This is a genomic window from Candidatus Krumholzibacteriia bacterium (assembly GCA_035268685.1).
Classification (GTDB): Bacteria; Krumholzibacteriota; Krumholzibacteriia; order JAJRXK01; family JAJRXK01; genus JAJRXK01.
Genome location: DATFKK010000177.1, coordinates 1 through 17453, shown reverse-complemented (window position 1 = coordinate 17453; position 17453 = coordinate 1). Strand labels below are relative to the sequence as shown.

Sequence of the window (17453 nt, the reverse complement as noted above, 5' to 3'; positions counted from 1 at the left end):
TCTTCGAGCCCATGGCGTCGGCGGTGGTGGCGATCGTCGCGCTCGGGGCGGGAGTGGGCACACGGATCCTCATGCCGTCGCCGGCCGAGGCACGCCGGAGCCATCTGCGGAACCAGGAGATCGGTTTCGTCTTCCAGCAGCACCACCTCCTGGGGGATTTCACGGCGCTGGAGAACGTCCTCATGCCCGCTCGTGTCCTGGGACTCCCCGAGAGGGAGGCCCACGAGAGGGCCCGAAACCTGCTCGTCCGCGTGGGACTCGAAGCCCGTCTCGACCATCTGCCCGGGGAGATGTCGGGGGGAGAGCAGCAGCGGGTGGCCGTGGCGCGGGCGATGATCAACCGTCCCCGTCTCCTGCTGCTCGACGAGCCCGGGGGCAACCTTGACCGTCAAAGAGCTGATGATCTGCACGAGTTGCTGCTGCGGCTCGCCCGGGAGGACGGAATCGCGGTGGTGGCGGTCACCCACGACGAGTCCCTTGCCCGACGGGCCGATCGGTGGTTGCGTCTCCGGGAAGGGCGTCTCGTCGACGCCCGCGACGGGTCGGTGACGGAGGACACCGTCGCCGGACCCGACGGCCCGGCCGGAGAGGAAGACGTTTGACCCGAGACTGCGAGTTCTGCGGAAGCCCCGCCCAGTGGCAGTTCACCGAGGTGGTGGGCGGCACGAAGCACACGGTGTACGTGTGCGCGGATTGCGCGCGCGGGCAGGGGATCGTGGGCCAATCGACCATCGTGCCCACGACGGAGACCGAATCGGAACCGCAGCCCCCGGAGATGCCCTCGATCTCGATCCACGTGACCTCGCAGGTCGATCCGGGTGCGGTGCCCACGGCTCCGCGCCGGTGCCCCGGCTGCGGGGTCTCGCTCGTCGAGATCCGCAAGACCGGTCGCGTGGGGTGTCCGGCCTGCTACGCCACCTTCCGCGACCACCTCGAGCCGCTGCTGCAGCGGGTGCACGGCACCGTGCGGCACCGGGCCACTCCGGCCGCGGCGGCCGAGGAACGCGAGATGCGTGAGATGCAGCGTCTCGAGCGCGAATTGAGGAAGGCGATCGCCGAGGAGGACTTCGAGGCCGCGGCGCGTCTGCGCGACCGAATCGAGTCCCGTCGACGGTCTCCCGGATCGGAGGACGCCCCGTGAGCGAGCTGCGTGCACTGGCGGACCGCGCCGCGCCCTGGCTGCTCGAGTCCGGGGCACCCGACGCGGACATCGTCCTGAGCAGCCGCGTACGGCTGGCCCGGAACGTCACCGGATGGCGCTTCCCCCATGCCGTCGACGCCGACGAACTCTGCCGGCTGCGCGAGGACCTGGTCGAATCCGTCCGACGGGCGACGCCGGAGGCCTGCACCCGGGTGCACTGCATGGAGGACCTCGAGGAGATCGAGCGGCGATTCCTGCTGGAACGTCACCTGATCTCGAGCGATCTCGTACGTCACGTGCTGGGGCGTGGTCTCCTGGCGACCGAGGACGAATCCCTGGGCATGATGCTGAACGAGGAGGACCATGTCCGGCTGCAGGTCTTCGCCGCGGGACTCGGGCCCGAGCGGGCGTTGGAACGCGCCGTGGCCGGTCTGCGTTCGATCTCCGAGGACGTCGCCTTCGCCGAGGACGACGCGTTGGGCTACCTGACCGCCTGTCCCACCAACGTGGGCACGGGGCTGCGGGCTTCGATCCTGGTGCATCTGCCGGCGCTGGCGATCACCGAGGACGCCGACCGGGTCCTGAACGGGCTCCGCCGGCTGAATTACACCGTCCGGGGCTTCTACGGGGAGGGGAGCGGCGTCATGGGGGCGCTGTTCCAGGTCTCGAACACCGTGACCCTGGGACGGACGGAGGACGAGATCGTCGAGGAACTCCTCGTCCACGTCCGGAAAGTCATCGAATGTGAACGCGAGGCCCGGACCGCGCTGATGGAGCGCGACCGGGTCCGGATCGAGGACCGCGTCTGGAGAGCCTGGGCCTTGTTGACCCAGGCGCGGTTGCTCACCACGAGGGAGGCCTTCGAGTTGCTGAGCGACCTTCGGCTCGGGTGTGGACTCGGAATCCTGCCTCCGCTGGACCCCTCGGTGTCGAACCATCTGCTGACGTGTGTGCAGAGCGCACACCTGCAGGTGGCGGCCGGTCAGGCCATGGAGGCACCGGAGCGAGACGAAGCGCGGGCGCGTTTCGTTCGAGAGCAGCTCGGACGAGCTGAAGAGAGGAACGACGAGTGATGAACGACCGCTTCACGGAACGGGTTCGCAAGGTGCTCTTCCTGGCCCGCGACGAGGCCGGCCGGATGCAGCACGACTACATCGGGACCGAGCATCTCCTGCTCGGCATCATTCGTGAGGGCGAAGGAATCGCCGCGCAGGCCCTGCAGCGTCTCGGGATCGATTTCGATCAGATCCAACAGGCGGTGGAGGACATGGTCACGACCCAGAGTGGGACGCTGACCATCGGCGAGATTCCGTTCACGCCCCGAGCCAAGCGCGTGCTGGAGCTCTCGATCGACGAGGCCCGCATGCACAACCACAACTACGTGGGTACCGAGCACCTGCTGCTCGCCCTGATCCGCGAGGGCGAGGGGGTGGCCGCGCGCGTCCTGCAGGACCTGGGCGCCGACCACGAGAAGGTGCGCAAGGAGATCATGAAGCTGCTGGGCAGCAGTGCGAAGGGTGCTCCCGGCGAGGCGGGCGAGGCCTCCAAGAAGAAGAAGGAGACGCCGGTCCTCGACCAGTTCGGCCGGAATCTCACGCAGCTCGCACGCGACCAGCGACTCGACCCGACGATCGGCCGAGATCGTGAGATCGATCGCGTGATCCAGATCCTGTCGCGGCGCAAGAAGAACAACCCCGTGCTGATCGGCGAACCGGGCGTGGGCAAGACGGCGATCGCCGAGGGCCTCGCGCAACGGATCGTCGACGACCGTGCGCCGTCGCTGCTCCACGGCAAGGAGATCATCACCCTCGACCTGGCCAGTGTGGTGGCCGGGACCAAGTATCGCGGGCAGTTCGAGGAACGCCTGAAGGCGATCATGAACGAGATCCGCGAGGACGAGGACATCATCCTCTTCATCGACGAGCTCCACACCATCGTCGGGGCCGGCGGGGCCGAGGGTGCGATCGACGCGAGCAACATGTTCAAGCCGTCGCTCGCCCGCGGCGAGATCCAGTGCATCGGCGCGACCACGCTCGACGAGTACCGGAAGTTCATCGAGAAGGACGGCGCCCTCGAGCGGCGCTTCCAGCCGGTGATGGTCAACCCGCCGAGCGAGGAGGAGACCGTCGAGATCCTCTTCGGTCTGCGCGACAAGTACGAAGCGCACCACCGGGTCAAGTACAGCGACGACGCCATTCGTTCCGCGGTCTACCTGTCGGTTCGCTACATCAGCGGGCGCAGCCTGCCGGACAAGGCCATCGACGTGATCGACGAGGCCGGCAGCCGGGCGCGACTGTTCAGCAGCGCGGTGCCGAAGGACCTGCGCGAACTCGAGAAGCAGATCGACGAGGCGGCCCGCCAGAAGGAAGCCGCGATCCAGAACCAGGAATTCGAGAAGGCCGCCAAGTTCCGCGACCAGGAGAAGGAACTGCGTGCGAAGCTGGCCGACGAACGCCGGGCCTGGGCCGAGAGCCGCCAGGAGACCGAGGCCACGGTCGAGGGCAAGGAGATCAGCCGGGTGATCGCCGACATGACCGGCATCCCGGTGACCGAGGTCCAGGAGGAGGAGAGCGAGAAGCTCATCCGCATGGAAGAGGAGTTGCAGAAGGTCGTGATCGGCCAGAACGAGGCGATCGCGGCGGTGAGCAAGGCGATCCGACGCAACCGCGCCGGACTTCGCGATCCGCGGCGCCCGATCGGTTCGTTCATCTTCGCCGGCCCCACCGGCGTGGGGAAGACCGAGGTGGCGCGTCAGCTCACGCAGTTCCTCTTCGACGACATCAACAACCTGGTGCGTATCGACATGAGCGAGTACATGGAGAAGTTCTCCATCAGCCGACTCGTGGGTGCACCTCCGGGGTACGTCGGCTACGACGAGGGTGGCCTGCTCACCGAGAAGGTGCGGCGCAATCCGTACTCGGTGATCCTTCTGGACGAGATCGAGAAGGCGCATCCGGACGTGTTCAACCTGTTGCTGCAGGTGCTCGAGGACGGGGTGCTGACCGACAGCTTCGGTCGCAACGTCGACTTCAAGAACACCATCCTGATCATGACGAGCAACGTCGGCAGCCGTAAGGGTGTCGAGAGCAAGGCCATGGGCTTCGAAGCCGACGACGAGAAGCAGAAGGCCAGCCGGCTGAGGTCGTACATCCAGGAGGACATGCGAAAGACCTTCAGCCCGGAGTTCCTGAACCGTATCGACGACGTCATCCTGTTCGACGCGCTCGATCGGACGCACATGCACCAGATCCTCGACATCATGTTGCAGGACATGAACACGCGGCTGGCCAACCTCCAGGTGACCTTCGAGTACACGCAGGACGCGAAGGATCGGTTGGTCGAGGTCGGTTTCGATCCCGAGCACGGCGCGCGGCCGCTGCGCCGCGCGATCCAGCGCTACGTCGAGGATCCGCTCAGTGACAAACTCCTGCGCGGCGAGATCCGTTCGGGGGGCTACCTGCGGATCGACGTCGCTGGTGACCGCCTGGGCTTCGAGGTCCTCGACGAGGGCCGCGACCCGAGCGAGTCCGCGAGCGAGTCGTCGACGCCCAGCCAGAACTGATCCCGCGATCCGGGACGGCACACGGGCCGGGCCCCCTGCGGGGTCCGGCCCGTCGCGTTCCGGGGAGTCCGGCGGTTGACCGCCCGCAGGCCTCGGCGTACCTTGCGCCACGGCGCGTCCGGCCCCTGGGGAACCGATGTCCCCGACGCGCGTACGATCGCCCGACCCACCGGCTGCCCGTCCCGCGGGGGCGTTCCCGACCCGCATCAGGCCGACGAGACGAACTGCATGCTCTGCACCGAAATCCGATTCCGAATGCCTGCGTACGGCCTCCGCTCCGGGGTGATCGTCGCACTCGTGTGCTGGTTGTCGCTCTTCGACGCAGGGGTGGCGGCGGCCCAGCAGTCCCCGGCCCTGGGCCGGATCCAGGTCGTGGGCACCCAGACGGTGCGCGCCGAGCAGGTGGTCGCTTGGAGCGGCCTGGACGTCGGCGAGTCGGTCTCGCGCGAGGTCGTGGCCGGCGCGATCCGCTCGCTCTACGCCACGGGCAAGTTCCGCGACGTCTTCGTGTACCAGAACCGGGTCCGTCAGGGCGTCGTCGAGTTGATCCTCAACTTGAGCGAGTACCCGCGCCTGTCCGAGATCCGCTTCGAGGGCAACGACGAACTCGACACGTCGGAACTGAGCAGCGAGATCGATCTCCGGGTTGGCAACTTCCTCGCCCCGGCGGCGGTCCGACAAGCGATCGAGGCCGTCCGTGACAAGTATCGCTCCGAGGGTTACTACCGCGCCGAGATCGACGTCGACGAGGACCTCCTGAAGCTCGCCGGCAGCCAGCCGCTCGTCTTCCTCATCACCGAGAACCCGAAGGTGCAGGTGCGACGCATCGTCTTCGAGGGGAACGAGAATCTCGACGACGAGACCCTTCGCGACGTCATGGACACCAAGGTCGACAACTGGTGGCGCAGCGGAACCTTCAAGCTGCCGGAGTTCGAGCAGGATCTCGAGTCCGTGGTCCAGCGTTACGCCGACGCCGGGCACCTGGACGCAACCGTGGTCGATCACGAGATCCAGTTCCTCGAGGCCGAGGAGAACCACGTCGAGATCCGGATCACGGTGGACGAGGGGCCACGGTACCGTGTAGGGGAGATCGCCTTCGAGGGTAACGACGTGTTTCCCGAGGAACGGCTGCAACAGCTGATCGTACTCGACCCGGGTGAGGTGTTCAGCGCCGAGGAGTTCCAGGAGAGCCAACGCAACATCCAGTCCCTGTACTGGGACGACGGCTACATCTACAGCACGTTGTCGCCGCAGCGGAACGTTCGCGAGGGCAACGTCGTCGACGTCGATTTCGTGGTGCGCGAGGGAGAGCAGGCGCGGATCCGTCGTGTGATCATCTCCGGCAACGACAAGACCCGCGAAGAGGTGATCCGCCGCGAGATGCGGATCCTGCCCGGCGATCTGTTCTCGAACGAGGCGCTGCGCAACAGCCAGGGGGACCTGTTCCGACTGGGCTACTTCGAGGACGTACAGGTCGATTTCGAACAGACGCCCGAGCCGGAGAAGATCGATCTGGTCTTCGACGTCAAGGAGAAGCAGACGGGGCAGTTCACCATGGGCGTGGGCTTCTCGGCCGAGACCGAGGCGAGCGGCTTCTTCAACATCGGCGAGAACAACTTCCTTGGTCGCGGGCAGAGCCTTCAGTTCGCCTGGCAGTTCGGCAATCGCCGGAATTTCCTCAACCTGAGCTTCACCGAGCCCTGGTTCCGCGGAACGCCGACCCTGGTGGGTGTGGACGTGTTCAGCCGCTTCACCAATCGGGTGCGCGACTTCTACGAGACGAAGGTCCGCGGCTTCGCGCTGCGGATGGGCCGTCCGATCCCCGGAACGCGCTTCACCACCGCCTCGGTGCGTTACTCCTTGAACGAGACCGAGCTCCGGAACTTCGCCGACTCCTACACCAACGCTCTCGACGAGCTCGAGCGCGACCTCGGCGGACAGGGGCTGGAGTTCCAGCGTCTCGATCAGCGCGACTGGCCCGAGATCGAGAGCCAGATCACGCTCAGTCTCCTGCGCAACAGTCAGAACAATCCCTTCTTCCCCACGGCGGGGAGCAGGGCGTTGCTGCGCTACGAGTTGAGCGGGGGACCACTCGGGGGCGACGTCGCCTACTCCCGCATCAGCACGAATTACGACTGGTACCAGGCGCTGCCGCTCAAGCTGGCCTTCCACGCCGGGGTCTCGTCGGGCTTCATCACCAGTGCCGCGCCGGACTACGTGCGGTTCCGCCTCGGCGGCAACCGGTCCTTCCAGCTACGCGGCTACAACGACCTCGAGGTCGTCCCGCGTGACAACCTGCCGGCCCTGCCCTTCGTCGGCGGCCGTTTCTACACGACCTTCACCAGCGAGATCGCCTACCAGCTCACGAACGCCGTGCACTTCCTGGCCTTCGTGGACCAGGGCGACACCTGGAACAGCTTCGAGGAGGCCGACGTCACCAACCTGCGCACGGGCGCGGGATTCGGTGTCCGGCTCGAAGTGCCCCTGGTGGGCCGGATCGGTCTCGACTACGGTTACGGCTTCGACAAGAGCGGTCTGGGCGAGGATCCCGGCTGGACGGCACACTTCAACTTCGGTCAGTTCTTCTGATCCCCGACCCGGATCCGAGCCGGGAGGGGAGCCGATCGACACCCGATGTCGGTAGGAGGCGAGCGAGCATGCGTGGAAACCAGTCCGTCCCGAACCCCGGTCGCGTGATTCGGCGGTCCCTGGCCGCGGTCCTCCTGGCCGTCCTCGTGGCGGCACCGGGCGTGGGGCGTGCCCAGGAGGGGACCAAGATCGGCGTCATCGACAGCCAGCGGATCTTCTCGGAGTACCAGGAGGCGCGCGACGCCGATGCCGTGTTCCAGGAGGAAATGCGGGCCTGGCAGCAGGAGATCGGAGAGCTGGAGCGCGAGCTCATGGACCTGCAGGAGCAGATCCGGACGCAGGCCCCGTTGCGCTCGAAGGAGAGCCTCGATGCCCTGCAGAGCGAATACGAGCAGAAGCTGGCGACCTACGAGCAGCGCAAGCAGGAGATCCTGGACCCGGAGCAGGGGCAGGCCGTGACGCGCAATGCCGAACTGAGCGCCCCGATCAACGAGCAGATCACGACCGTGGTCGAGCGGTTGGGCGCGGAGGGCGATTTCGACATCATCATCGACCGCGCCACCATCAACGTGGTCTACATGAGCGAAGGCATCGACCTGACCGAACGGGTCCTCGAGGAGCTCGAGCAGGGGAGCGAGGACGAGTGACGTCACCCCGCGACGCCCGGTTTGTGGATTGACAGCCGTCGGAGCCGGCGGCACCATCGGCGACCTGGCGCGCGGAGACGCCCTCAACCGATCATGCAGATCGATCTCAAGACGCTGGCGGAGCGTGTCGGGGGTCGCCTCGACGGACCCGCGGACCTGATGGTCCGGGGCCTCGCGGGGATTCGCGACGCGGAGGCCGGGGACTGCACCTTCGTCGCCGATCCGCGGTACCAGCGAGACCTGGCGTCGACGCGAGCCTCGGCCGTGATCCTCGGCGATGGCCTGGAATGCTCACTTCCCGCGATCCGCGTGGCCGACGCTGCCGTGGCCTTCGCGAGGGCCCTGGCGGAATTCGCGCCGAAACGAGAGGACCTCTTCCCGCCCGGTATCGACACGCGGGCCTTCGTGGACCCGGACGCTCGTCTCGGTGAGGACGTCCACATCGGGCCCTTCGCCGTGGTCGGCCCAGGGTGTAGGGTGGGAGACCGCGCCGTGATCGGCGCGGGATCGGTGTTGATGGCCGGGGTGACCCTGGGCGGCGACGCGCTCCTGTACCCACGGGTCGTGATCCGCGAGCACTGTCGGGTGGGCGACCGGGTGATCGTGCACGCGGGGGCGGTGATCGGATCCGACGGCTTCGGATACGCGCGCGAGGGAGCGGCCGTGCACAAGATCCCCCAGATCGGCAACGTGGTGATCGAGGAGGACGTCGAAATCGGCGCCAACGCCTGCATCGACCGCGCGACCACCGGCGAGACCGTGATCGGTGCCGGATCGAAGCTCGACAATCTGGTACAGGTGGGGCACAACGTGCAGATCGGTCGGCGGACCGCGATCTCGGCGCAGACGGGGATCTCGGGCAGCTGCTCGATCGGGGACGATGTGATCTTCGGCGGCCAGGCCGGAGTGGCCGACCACCTCCGGATCGGCGATCGCGTGCGGGTGGCCGCGAAGGCCGGCGTCAGTGGGTCCGTGGCCGACGAGGCCACGGTCGCGGGGTACCCCGCGCGCGACCACTCCGACTGGAAGCGGATACAAGCCCGCCTCTCGCGCCTGTCGCAGTACGCCGAGGAGATCTCCCGGCTGAAGCGTCGCGTGGACGACCTGGAGAACGCCTAGGTGCTGCGCCAACAGAGAACTCTTCGGGACGCGGTGACCTTCGAGGGCGTCGGGATCCACACCGGCCAGGCTTCGACGGTCCGCTTCCTTCCCGCCGAGCCGAACTCCGGCGTGTCGTTCCGCGTGACCCAGGACGGGCGCACGGTGGACATCCCCGCGCACGTGTCCCAGGTGCCGGAGAACGTCCCCTTCGCCCGGAACACCACGCTGGTCCGCGACGGTGTGAGCATCTCGACGGTCGAGCACGTACTCGCGACCGTCTACGGGCTGCAGATCGACAACTGCATCCTCGAGCTCGACGGCACCGAGCCTCCCGAGCCGCAGGACGGTAGCTGCAAGGAATTCGTCGACGGAATCCTCGCGACGGGGATCGTCGACCAGGGTGTGCCGGCGCACGCGCTCGAGATCCGCAACCCGGTGCAGTGGAGCAAGGAGGGAATCGGCATCACGGCCATTCCCTACGACGGCTTCCGCGTGAGCTTCACGATCCAGTATCCGAACCCGGTCATCGGCACCCAGTACGCCAGCTTCGATCTCACACCCGAGGTCTTCGCCCGGGAGATCGCGCCGTCACGGACCTTCGCGTTGAAGAGCGAAGTCAACCACCTCCGCTCGCAGGGCCTGATCCAGGGCGGAACCCTGAGCAACGCCCTCGTCGTCGGCGAGGACGAGATCCTCAACGACGAGCCCCTGCGTTTCCCCGACGAGTTCGTGCGGCACAAGATCCTGGACCTGATCGGCGATCTCAGTCTGCTGGGCACGCCGATCAAGGGGCACGTGATCAGCCTGAAGAGCGGTCACGGGCCGAACGTGAACTTCGTGCGGCGGGTCAGCGCCCTCGAAGCCGGTACGAAGCGGATCTACCGGAGCAAGAAGCCCGAGTACTGGGACATCCGCGCGATCATGGACATCCTCCCGCATCGCTACCCCTTCCTGCTCGTCGACCGCATCCTCGAGGTGCAGCCGGGGGAGAAGGTGCGAGGACTCAAGAACGTCTCGATCAACGAGCCCTTCTTCCAGGGTCATTTCCCCGGTCACCCGATCATGCCAGGGGTGCTCGTGGTGGAAGCCATGGCCCAGTGTGGGGGCGTGCTCATGATGAGCCTGCTCGAACAGCCCGAGACGAAGCTCGTGTACTTCAGCTCGATCGACAAATGCCGTTTCCGCAAACCGGTGTTGCCGGGCGACCAGGTCGAGTTCGAACTCGAAATGCTCAAGTTCCGGCGGCACACCTGCAAGATGCAGGGTGTGGCGCGGGTCGCGGGCGAGGTCGTGGCCGAGGCCGAACTGCTGGCCGCGGTCGTGGATCGTTGACCGAGGAGATGGATTCGATGCCGAAGAATCCCATGCGCGGTTCGCAGACGGCGTTGTTGGGCGAAATCCACCCGACGGCCCTGGTCCATCCCGAAGCCCGTCTCGGGCGCGGGGTGATCGTGGGCCCCTACAGCATCATCGGTCCCGACGTGGTCGTCGGGGACCAGACCGAGATCGGCAGCAACGTCGTGCTCGAGAACCGGGTGGTGATCGGTGCACGCAATCGCATCTATCACGGCGCGGTGATCGGGACGGCCCCGCAGGACCTCAAGTACGAGGGTGCCGACTCCATGGTCGTCATCGGCGACGACAACACCATCCGCGAGTACGTGACCGTCAACCTCGCCACCGAGGAGGACGAGACCACGTCGATCGGGAGCGGCTGTCTCCTCATGGCCTATGCGCACGTGGCCCACAATTCCCAGCTCGGTGATCACGTGATCATGGCGAACTCGGTGAATCTCGCCGGGCACGTGCACGTGGACGACTTCGCGATCATCGGAGGCATGACCGCCGTCCACCAGTTCGTGAACATCGGAGCCCACAGCTTCATCGGCGGCCTCAGTCGCATCTCCAAGGACGTGCCGCCCTTCGTGAAGGTGGCGGGGGTGCCGCCGATTCCCGCGGGTGTGAACACCATCGGTCTGGAACGCCGCGGCTTCGACGCAGGGCAGGTGGCCCGCGTGAAGGAGGCCTACCGCTTCCTCTACCGGCGGGGACTCCGCCGTGAGGAAGCGTTGGAACAGATCCTGGCCGGCGGACGCGACACCATCAGCGACATGTTCGAGGACTTCTTCGCGCGCGCGCATCGCGGAATCGTGCGCTGAGTCCGAGTGTGACGCGGCCCAGTATCTTCCTGTCGGCCGGCGAGGCGAGCGGGGACCTCTACGTGTCCCGGGTGGCCCGGGCCCTCCGGGCACGCGACGAGGGTCTTCGCCTGGTCGGGGTGGTGGGCCCGCACGGTCGCGCGGCCGGAGTCGAGCCCTGGGCGCGCTCCGAGGACCTGGCGGTCATGGGATTCGGCGAGGTCGTCCGCCACCTTCCCCGCCTGTTCCGCCTGGCACGAGAGCTCGAAGCGCGCGCCGCGGCCGAGGGCGTCGACCTCTTCCTGCCGGTGGACTACCCGGGCTTCCACGTTCGCCTCGCGGGCAGACTGCGCCGGCGCGGGATTCCGACGCTCGACTTCATCCCTCCCAAGACCTGGTCCTGGGCACGGTGGAGGCTCGGCCGCCTGCGTGCGAGCGTCGAGCGCTGCGCGGTGATCTTTCCCTTCGAAGTCGACCACTACCGCGGGGCCGGGATCGACGCCGTGTTCGTGGGCCATCCACTCGTCGACGCCCACGCCGATGCTCTGGCGTCGGACCCGCCGGAGCGTCGAGGCCTGCTGGTCGCCCCGGGGAGCCGTCCTCAGGAACTCACGCGTCTCGCGCCGATCCTCGCCGAGGGAGTCCGGCGGCTGGGCGACCGTGCCGACCGCGCGATCGACGTGCGGGTGAGCCGGGCTTCCGGCGTCGAGACCGAGTGGCTGCGGCCGCTGCTCGACGTGGGGGCGCGACCCGTCGAGGGCACGCTCTTCGACGAGCTGCGACGCAGCGAGGCGGCGGTGGTGTGCAGCGGAACGGCGACGGTCGAAGCCGCCCTGGCCGAGACCCCGCATCTGATCGTGTACCGGACGGGTGGGCTCTCGTACCGGATCGCCCGACGCCTGGCGACGGTCGAGCACATCGGAATGGCCAACATCGTGCTCGGCCGGAGGGCGTTTCCCGAGCTTCTCCAGGACGCATTGACACCGGGGGCGATTGCCGATCGTCTGGACGCACTGTTCCTTGACCCCGACGAGTCGGTGCGCGCGCAGCAGCGAAGCGACGCCCGGGAACTGCGACGCCGACTGGGCGAGCCCGGCTGCTTCGATCGCGTCGCCGCGCTCGCGCTCGAGCGCCTCGGCACCACCGCGAACGGGACGGACTGAACGTGCGACCACCCGTGTCCCCACCTCGCCTCGCCGGGCTCGTGGCCCTGGGCGACGCGTTCCTGTGTCGAGTGGTGCGCTGGCGGGTGGACGACTCGTCCGGCGTGCTCGAGTGCGCACGTGCCGGGCAGCCCATGATCTTCGCCTGTCGACACGGTGAGCTCTGGCCCCTGTTGTGGGTGGTCCGGGACCTCGACGTGTCGGTCCTCACGAGCCGCTCGGGCGACGGCGAACTCCTGGCCCGGATCCTGGAGCGTCAGGGCTTCGCGACCCTGCGCGGGAGCTCCTCCTCGCGCGCGATCACAGCGGGCCGCGGTGCGCTGCGCGTGCTGAGGCAGGGCGGCCGGCTGGGCCTGGCCGTCGACGGTCCGCGCGGACCGCGGGGCATGGTCCAGAACGGCGTCCTGCGCGTCGCGCAGCGGGCGGACGTGCCGATCGTGGCACTCCGGCGGACGGGGGGGCGCCCCTGGGTGGCCCCTGGGAGCTGGGACCGCTTCGAGATCCCGCGGCCGGGCGACCGGCTGTCGCTCCGCGTCTCGGCTCCGCTTCACGTGGGTCCCGCGGAGGCCGGGATCGAGGCCGCCGGGGAGCGGCTCGCGGAGCTTCTCGGGGGAACGCGGCCCGCCTCCGGCCCGAAGGCCGACCCCGGGGGAACCGCGGCCTGGTCGCGGGCCGGGGCCGACGCGGGATGATCGTCGTCGATCGCCGGGCTCCCGTCGTCCGGGCCCTCGATGCGCTCGATCATGCACCCGATTCCTTCTGGGCCGGGTTCCTGAGCCCTGTCGGGCAGCTGTACGCGGTGGCGGCGGCGGTCCATCGTGGGATCCGCGGCGAGCGTCCACTCCCGCCGACGCCTCCGAGCGTGGCCGTGGGAAACCTGCGCGTGGGGGGGACCGGCAAGACCCCCGTCGTCGAGGATCTCGGCTCGCGTCTTCGGGACCGCGGACTGCGCGTGGCGGTCCTCAGCCGCGGCTACGGCGCGGCTGGAGGCGGAGACGAGCCGGCGTGGCTCGGCGAGCGCGGCCTGGACGTCCACCTCGGGGCCGATCGGCGGCGCTCCCACGCCGCGGCGAGCCGCGGCGGAGCGGATATCGTGTTGCTCGACGACGGCTTCCAGACCCGGGCGCGCGCCTCGCGGCGCCTTGCCATCGTTCTCGAGCGGGATCTGATCCGATCCCCGCGGCCGCTTCCCTCGGGACCCGCACGGGAGGGGGTGAAGGCGCTGACGCGGGCCGACGCGATCCTCGTCCGACGTCCGACCGGTTCGACCACTGCCCTGCCCAACGAGCACGCCGACCGGCCCTGCGTGGGATTCCGGCTCGAGCCCACGGGATGGATCGACCCCGGTGGGGAACGGGCGGACGCGACACCGGTGCCCTTCGCGACGCCCGTCGTCGGTCTCAGCGGTCTCGCGCGTCCTCGGAGTTTCGAGGCGACGCTCGCGGCGCTGGAGGTACCGATGCTCGGTGTCTGGCGGGCACGGGACCACTGGAGGCCGACCGCCCGGGAGATCGCCGAGGTCGTGGACTGGGCGCATGACCTGGGCGCCCGCGCGATCCTGTGTCCCGAGAAGAACCGGGAACGGATCGTGGCCCATGATCCGGGCCTCCCGGTGTACGCACTCACCGCCGCGATCGCGTGGGATTCGCCCGACCCGCTGGCCGCGCTGGGGATCCTGCCCGGCGTGGTGGGCACCGTCGACGCGTGACCCCCGGAACGACGAAGGGGCGACACCGAAGTGCCGCCCCTCCTCGCGTCGGGCTGCGACGGAAGTCGTCGGTCGGATCAGTTGTCGTCGACGATCACGCCGATGAACTCGACGATGGCGAAGCCGGAGAACTGGACCTCGCGCTCGTCGCCACTGTCGTGGCCGGTGAAGGTGATCCGGGCGCCGGCCGTGAACGGCGGGGTGGAGCCGTCACCGCCGTAGGCATCGACGAGATTCTGGAAGTACGGGTCTTCCTTCATGGCGAAGGGCACGACCATGACGTTGAACTCGACCTGCGAGTCCTTCGGGATCATCACGTCGTACTGTGCGGAGTAGTCGAAGCGCCGCAGGTTCGCGAGCTGCTCCCCCGAAGTCGACCCGGTCACGGGGACCCACTCGACCTGGACTCCGGTCACGACGAAGTCTCCGAAGGGCTCGAGGCTCTCGGCCGTGATCAGGTCGTCGTACGACCGGTTCTGCAGGCGGACGAGCACGTGGCCCGGCGGAACGATGTCGTCGGCCGATGGGAAGAGCTTGTCCTGGCCGGCGTCGTAGATCCCGCAGACGAAGATCCCGTTCTCGGCCACGGACGCGACCTCGACGACCGAACGCGCGTCGTCGATGTCGTCTCCGCACCCCGAGCTCAGGACGAGGAGGCCGATGGTGGCCACGATGATCGAGCGCTTGACGAACACGGAACGCCTCCCGGGCATTGGATTCGAGCGGCCGCGGCGGACGGGCCGGCGCGACGCGTTGCTGGATCGCAAGGCACATGCCAAGGGTCGGAGTGCGTGAATCCACTGCATTCCAACGACTTGCGGCGCAGCTTGCGCCGATGACCGGAACGCCTCGTGCCTCAGCCTGCCGCGTCGCGGCGCGCAGTGCCGCAACCTGCAATGCCTCGAGTCGTTCGTCGCATCCGCGGGGCCTTTGGCCTACCATGTCGGGCCGACTCCTCCGACCGGACCGGCCATGAAGACCGAAGTTCTCGTCATCGGAAGCGGAATCGCGGGTCTGCGGGCCGCCCTGGCCCTCGCCCGTGCCGTCGACGTACTCCTGGTGACCAAGAAACGGATCTCCGAGAGCAACACCAACTACGCCCAGGGCGGGATCGCCTCGGTGCTCGATCGCACGGACTCCTTCGGGGATCATCTGGCCGACACCCTCGAGGCGGGCGCGGGAATCTGCCGTGACGACGTCGTCCGGGCCGTGGTGCAGCGGGGCCCGGCGATGATCGACGATCTGGTCGCCCACGGGATCGATTTCTCGCGCGAGCGCGACGGGTCGTATCGCCTGGGCCGCGAGGGTGGCCACTCCCACCGACGAATCGTCCATGCGGGCGACTTCACCGGCCGCGAGATCGAATCCGGCCTCGTGGCCCGCGTGCGGAGCCATCCGCGCATCCGACTCGCCGAGGACCACATGGCCGTGGACCTGCTCCGCGCGGGAGGGGACCGCGTGGTCGGGGCACGCGTGCTCGACCGGCACGACGGTCGCCAGTTCGACGTGCAGGCCCGTGCGGTCCTCCTCGCCAGCGGCGGCTGCGGGAAGGTGTACCGCTACACCTCGAATCCGGACATCGCGACCGGCGACGGTCTGGCCATGGCCTGGCGAGCGGGCGCGACACTCGCCGATCTGGAATTCGTGCAGTTCCACCCGACGTCGTTGTTCCATCCGCGCGCAACGAACTTCCTGATCAGCGAGGCGGTGCGCGGCGAGGGCGCGGTGTTGCGCAACCTCGACGGCGAAGCCTTCATGGGCCGCTACCACGAGCGCGCGGATCTCGCGCCACGGGACGTCGTGGCGCGCTGTATCGATCAGGAGTGCAAGAGCCGAGCGGAGACCCACGTGCTGCTCGACACGACGATCTTCGACCGGGACTTCGTCGAAGAACGCTTTCCCACGATCTCCGCCCGCTGCCGTGAGGTCGGGCTCGACATGACGCGGGAACCTCTGCCCGTGGTGCCGGCCGCGCACTACCAGTGTGGCGGGATCGTCGTCGACGGGGCGGCGCGGAGTGACCTCACGGGCCTGTACGTGATCGGAGAGGCCGCCTGCACCGGACTGCACGGAGCGAACCGCCTGGCGAGCAACAGTCTGCTCGAGGCCCTGGTGCTGGCGCACGCGGCCAGTGAAGACCTCCTGGGCCGTTGGGAGGAGATCGGCGAACCGCCGCGTGCCGACCCCTTGGAGTTCGGCAACGGACGCGATCCCATGAACCCCACCGCTCTGAAGCACGACTGGGAGGTCGCCCGGAAGACCATGTGGGACTACGTCGGCATCGTCCGTGAGCAAGAGCGCCTGACGGTGGCCCGGGACCGCCTCGCGACCCTGGCCCGCGACGCCGAGCACTACGCGGCGCTGCACTCCATGGAGCCCGATCTGGCCGAACTCCGGAATCTGACGCTGCTCGGCGAGTTGATCATCCGGTCGGCGGGATTCCGCCGCGAGAGCCGTGGCCTGCACGCGATGCTCGAGTATCCGCAGCGTGACGACGCCTTCGCCGGCGACACGCTCCAGCGGATCGATTGCGACGAGCCCTGGCTGCTTCCCCTGGACCCGCGGGGCTTCGGGGTCCGCGAGTGGGCGGCCGCGACGGAGGCGCAGGAGTGAACTGGTTCGAGGAGTCCTTCGGCGAGAGGTACCTGCGTCTGTACGCGCATCGTGACCGCGAAGAGGCGCGCCGCGCGATCGACACGCTGTTCCCGGCCCACACGCTGGCCGGCCGGCGGGTGCTTGACCTCGCCTGTGGCCCCGGGCGCTACCTCCGTGTCCTCTACGAGCGAGGGGCGCGGGCGGTCGGGATCGATCTGAGTCCGGTACTGCTCGCCGAGGCCGCGCGTGTCTTCGAAGCGCTGGACTCCGTGCCCCGGCTCGTCCGCGGTGACATGCGCCGGCTCCCGTTCGCCGATCGTTGCTTCGAATCCACGCTGTCCATGTTCACCAGCTTCGGATACTTCGAGTCCTTCGACGCCCACGCGGAACTCGCGCGTGAGATGGCGCGTGTGACCTCGGCGGTGATCGTGCTCGACGTCCCGAATCCCGTCGTCCTGCGGCGCGATCTGGTTCCGCGGAGTGAACGTCGAGCCGATGACATGCGTGTGGTCGAGCGTCGCCGGGTCGACGACGATCCGCCGCGTGTGGTGAAGACCATCGAACTGTCGGCGCCGGACGGCGACGAAGTGGTGGAGCGCTACGAGGAGAGGGTGATGCTGTTCGGGGTCGACGAGCTGACGTCGATGTTCTCCGAGGCCGGCTTCGCTCTGGAGGACCTCACCGGCGACTACGATGGCGCACCCTTCGACCTCGAGAGCAGCGGGCGGAGCATCCTGCGCCTGCGACGCAGCGGGAGATCGTCATGAGTGCGCCGACGATCCGCTCGGAGTTCCTGGAAACGATCCCGG

At 68.2% G+C, this 17453-nt stretch carries 15 protein-coding genes; 14 read left to right on the top strand and 1 reads right to left on the bottom strand.

The genetic code is table 11. From position 1 onward, the window contains the following. Nucleotides 1-11: 11 nt before the first annotated feature. From VKA86_17035 to VKA86_16980, 12 genes are all read left to right on the top strand, one after another. Nucleotides 12-602, top strand: coding sequence for an ATP-binding cassette domain-containing protein (locus VKA86_17035; GenBank protein HKK72911.1), 591 nt, complete (start codon nt 12-14; stop codon nt 600-602). Beyond that, nucleotides 599-1141 (top strand): UvrB/UvrC motif-containing protein, encoded by a 543-nt coding sequence (locus VKA86_17030; protein HKK72910.1) that lies wholly within the window; start codon nt 599-601, stop codon nt 1139-1141. Before VKA86_17035 ends, VKA86_17030 begins: the two co-directional genes overlap by 4 nt. Further along, on the top strand, nt 1138-2214 hold the full coding sequence (locus tag VKA86_17025; protein HKK72909.1) for an ATP--guanido phosphotransferase: 1077 nt from the start codon (nt 1138-1140) through the stop codon (nt 2212-2214). The genes VKA86_17030 and VKA86_17025 overlap by 4 nt, the downstream gene beginning before the upstream one ends. Then, complete coding sequence (locus VKA86_17020) at nt 2211-4703, top strand: ATP-dependent Clp protease ATP-binding subunit (GenBank protein ID HKK72908.1); 2493 nt, start codon at nt 2211-2213, stop codon at nt 4701-4703. Before VKA86_17025 ends, VKA86_17020 begins: the two co-directional genes overlap by 4 nt. A 255-nt stretch (nt 4704-4958) precedes the next feature. Beyond that, nucleotides 4959-7292 carry an outer membrane protein assembly factor BamA gene (gene bamA, locus VKA86_17015; GenBank protein HKK72907.1) on the top strand — a complete coding sequence of 778 codons (2334 nt, stop codon included), beginning with the start codon at nt 4959-4961 and terminating at the stop codon, nt 7290-7292. Between the two features lie 68 nt (nt 7293-7360). Beyond that, nucleotides 7361-7939: an OmpH family outer membrane protein gene (locus VKA86_17010; GenBank protein ID HKK72906.1), complete on the top strand. Its 579-nt coding sequence runs from the start codon at nt 7361-7363 to the stop codon at nt 7937-7939. A gap of 93 nt (nt 7940-8032) precedes the next feature. Next, a complete protein-coding gene (gene lpxD, locus VKA86_17005; GenBank protein HKK72905.1) occupies nt 8033-9058 on the top strand; it encodes a UDP-3-O-(3-hydroxymyristoyl)glucosamine N-acyltransferase in 1026 nt (341 codons plus the stop codon). Beyond that, the gene (locus VKA86_17000) at nt 9059-10372 is read left to right on the top strand and encodes a bifunctional UDP-3-O-[3-hydroxymyristoyl] N-acetylglucosamine deacetylase/3-hydroxyacyl-ACP dehydratase (GenBank protein ID HKK72904.1); all 1314 of its coding nucleotides are present in this window, start codon (nt 9059-9061) and stop codon (nt 10370-10372) included. A gap of 17 nt (nt 10373-10389) precedes the next feature. Then, nucleotides 10390-11199 carry an acyl-ACP--UDP-N-acetylglucosamine O-acyltransferase gene (gene lpxA, locus VKA86_16995; protein ID HKK72903.1) on the top strand — a complete coding sequence of 270 codons (810 nt, stop codon included), beginning with the start codon at nt 10390-10392 and terminating at the stop codon, nt 11197-11199. Between the two features lie 8 nt (nt 11200-11207). Then, a complete protein-coding gene (lpxB, locus tag VKA86_16990) occupies nt 11208-12341 on the top strand; it encodes a lipid-A-disaccharide synthase (GenBank protein ID HKK72902.1) in 1134 nt (377 codons plus the stop codon). A 14-nt stretch (nt 12342-12355) separates the two neighbouring features. Beyond that, on the top strand, nt 12356-13033 hold the full coding sequence (locus VKA86_16985; protein ID HKK72901.1) for a DUF374 domain-containing protein: 678 nt from the start codon (nt 12356-12358) through the stop codon (nt 13031-13033). Next, the gene (locus tag VKA86_16980) at nt 13030-14049 is read left to right on the top strand and encodes a tetraacyldisaccharide 4'-kinase (GenBank protein HKK72900.1); all 1020 of its coding nucleotides are present in this window, start codon (nt 13030-13032) and stop codon (nt 14047-14049) included. The genes VKA86_16985 and VKA86_16980 overlap by 4 nt, the downstream gene beginning before the upstream one ends. A gap of 77 nt (nt 14050-14126) precedes the next feature. Here VKA86_16980 and VKA86_16975 read toward each other — a convergent pair whose 3' ends face one another. After that, entirely contained in the window at nt 14127-14744 is a 618-nt protein-coding gene (locus VKA86_16975) for a hypothetical protein (GenBank protein ID HKK72899.1), read from the bottom strand. Nucleotides 14745-15021: 277 nt separating this feature from the next. On the opposite strand from VKA86_16975, the gene nadB reads away from it, so the two are divergent. After that, nucleotides 15022-16662, top strand: a complete 1641-nt coding sequence (gene nadB / locus VKA86_16970) for an L-aspartate oxidase (protein HKK72898.1) — start codon at nt 15022-15024, stop codon at nt 16660-16662. Beyond that, the gene (locus VKA86_16965) at nt 16659-17411 is read left to right on the top strand and encodes a methyltransferase domain-containing protein (protein HKK72897.1); all 753 of its coding nucleotides are present in this window, start codon (nt 16659-16661) and stop codon (nt 17409-17411) included. Before nadB ends, VKA86_16965 begins: the two co-directional genes overlap by 4 nt. The last annotated feature ends 42 nt before the right edge of the window (nt 17412-17453 follow it).

Bases quoted from the DNA above. Each gene is read 5' to 3' on its own strand.
- VKA86_16980 (HKK72900.1), top strand. From the start codon at position 13,030: ATGATCGTCGTCGATCGCCGGGCTCCCGTCGTCCGGGCCCTCGATGCG.
- bamA (HKK72907.1), top strand. From the start codon at position 4,959: ATGCCTGCGTACGGCCTCCGCTCCGGGGTGATCGTCGCACTCGTGTGC.
- VKA86_17035 (HKK72911.1), top strand. From the start codon at position 12: ATGGCGTCGGCGGTGGTGGCGATCGTCGCGCTCGGGGCGGGAGTGGGC.
- VKA86_17010 (HKK72906.1), top strand. From the start codon at position 7,361: ATGCGTGGAAACCAGTCCGTCCCGAACCCCGGTCGCGTGATTCGGCGG.
- lpxD (HKK72905.1), top strand. From the start codon at position 8,033: ATGCAGATCGATCTCAAGACGCTGGCGGAGCGTGTCGGGGGTCGCCTC.
- nadB (HKK72898.1), top strand. From the start codon at position 15,022: ATGAAGACCGAAGTTCTCGTCATCGGAAGCGGAATCGCGGGTCTGCGG.
- lpxA (HKK72903.1), top strand. From the start codon at position 10,390: ATGCCGAAGAATCCCATGCGCGGTTCGCAGACGGCGTTGTTGGGCGAA.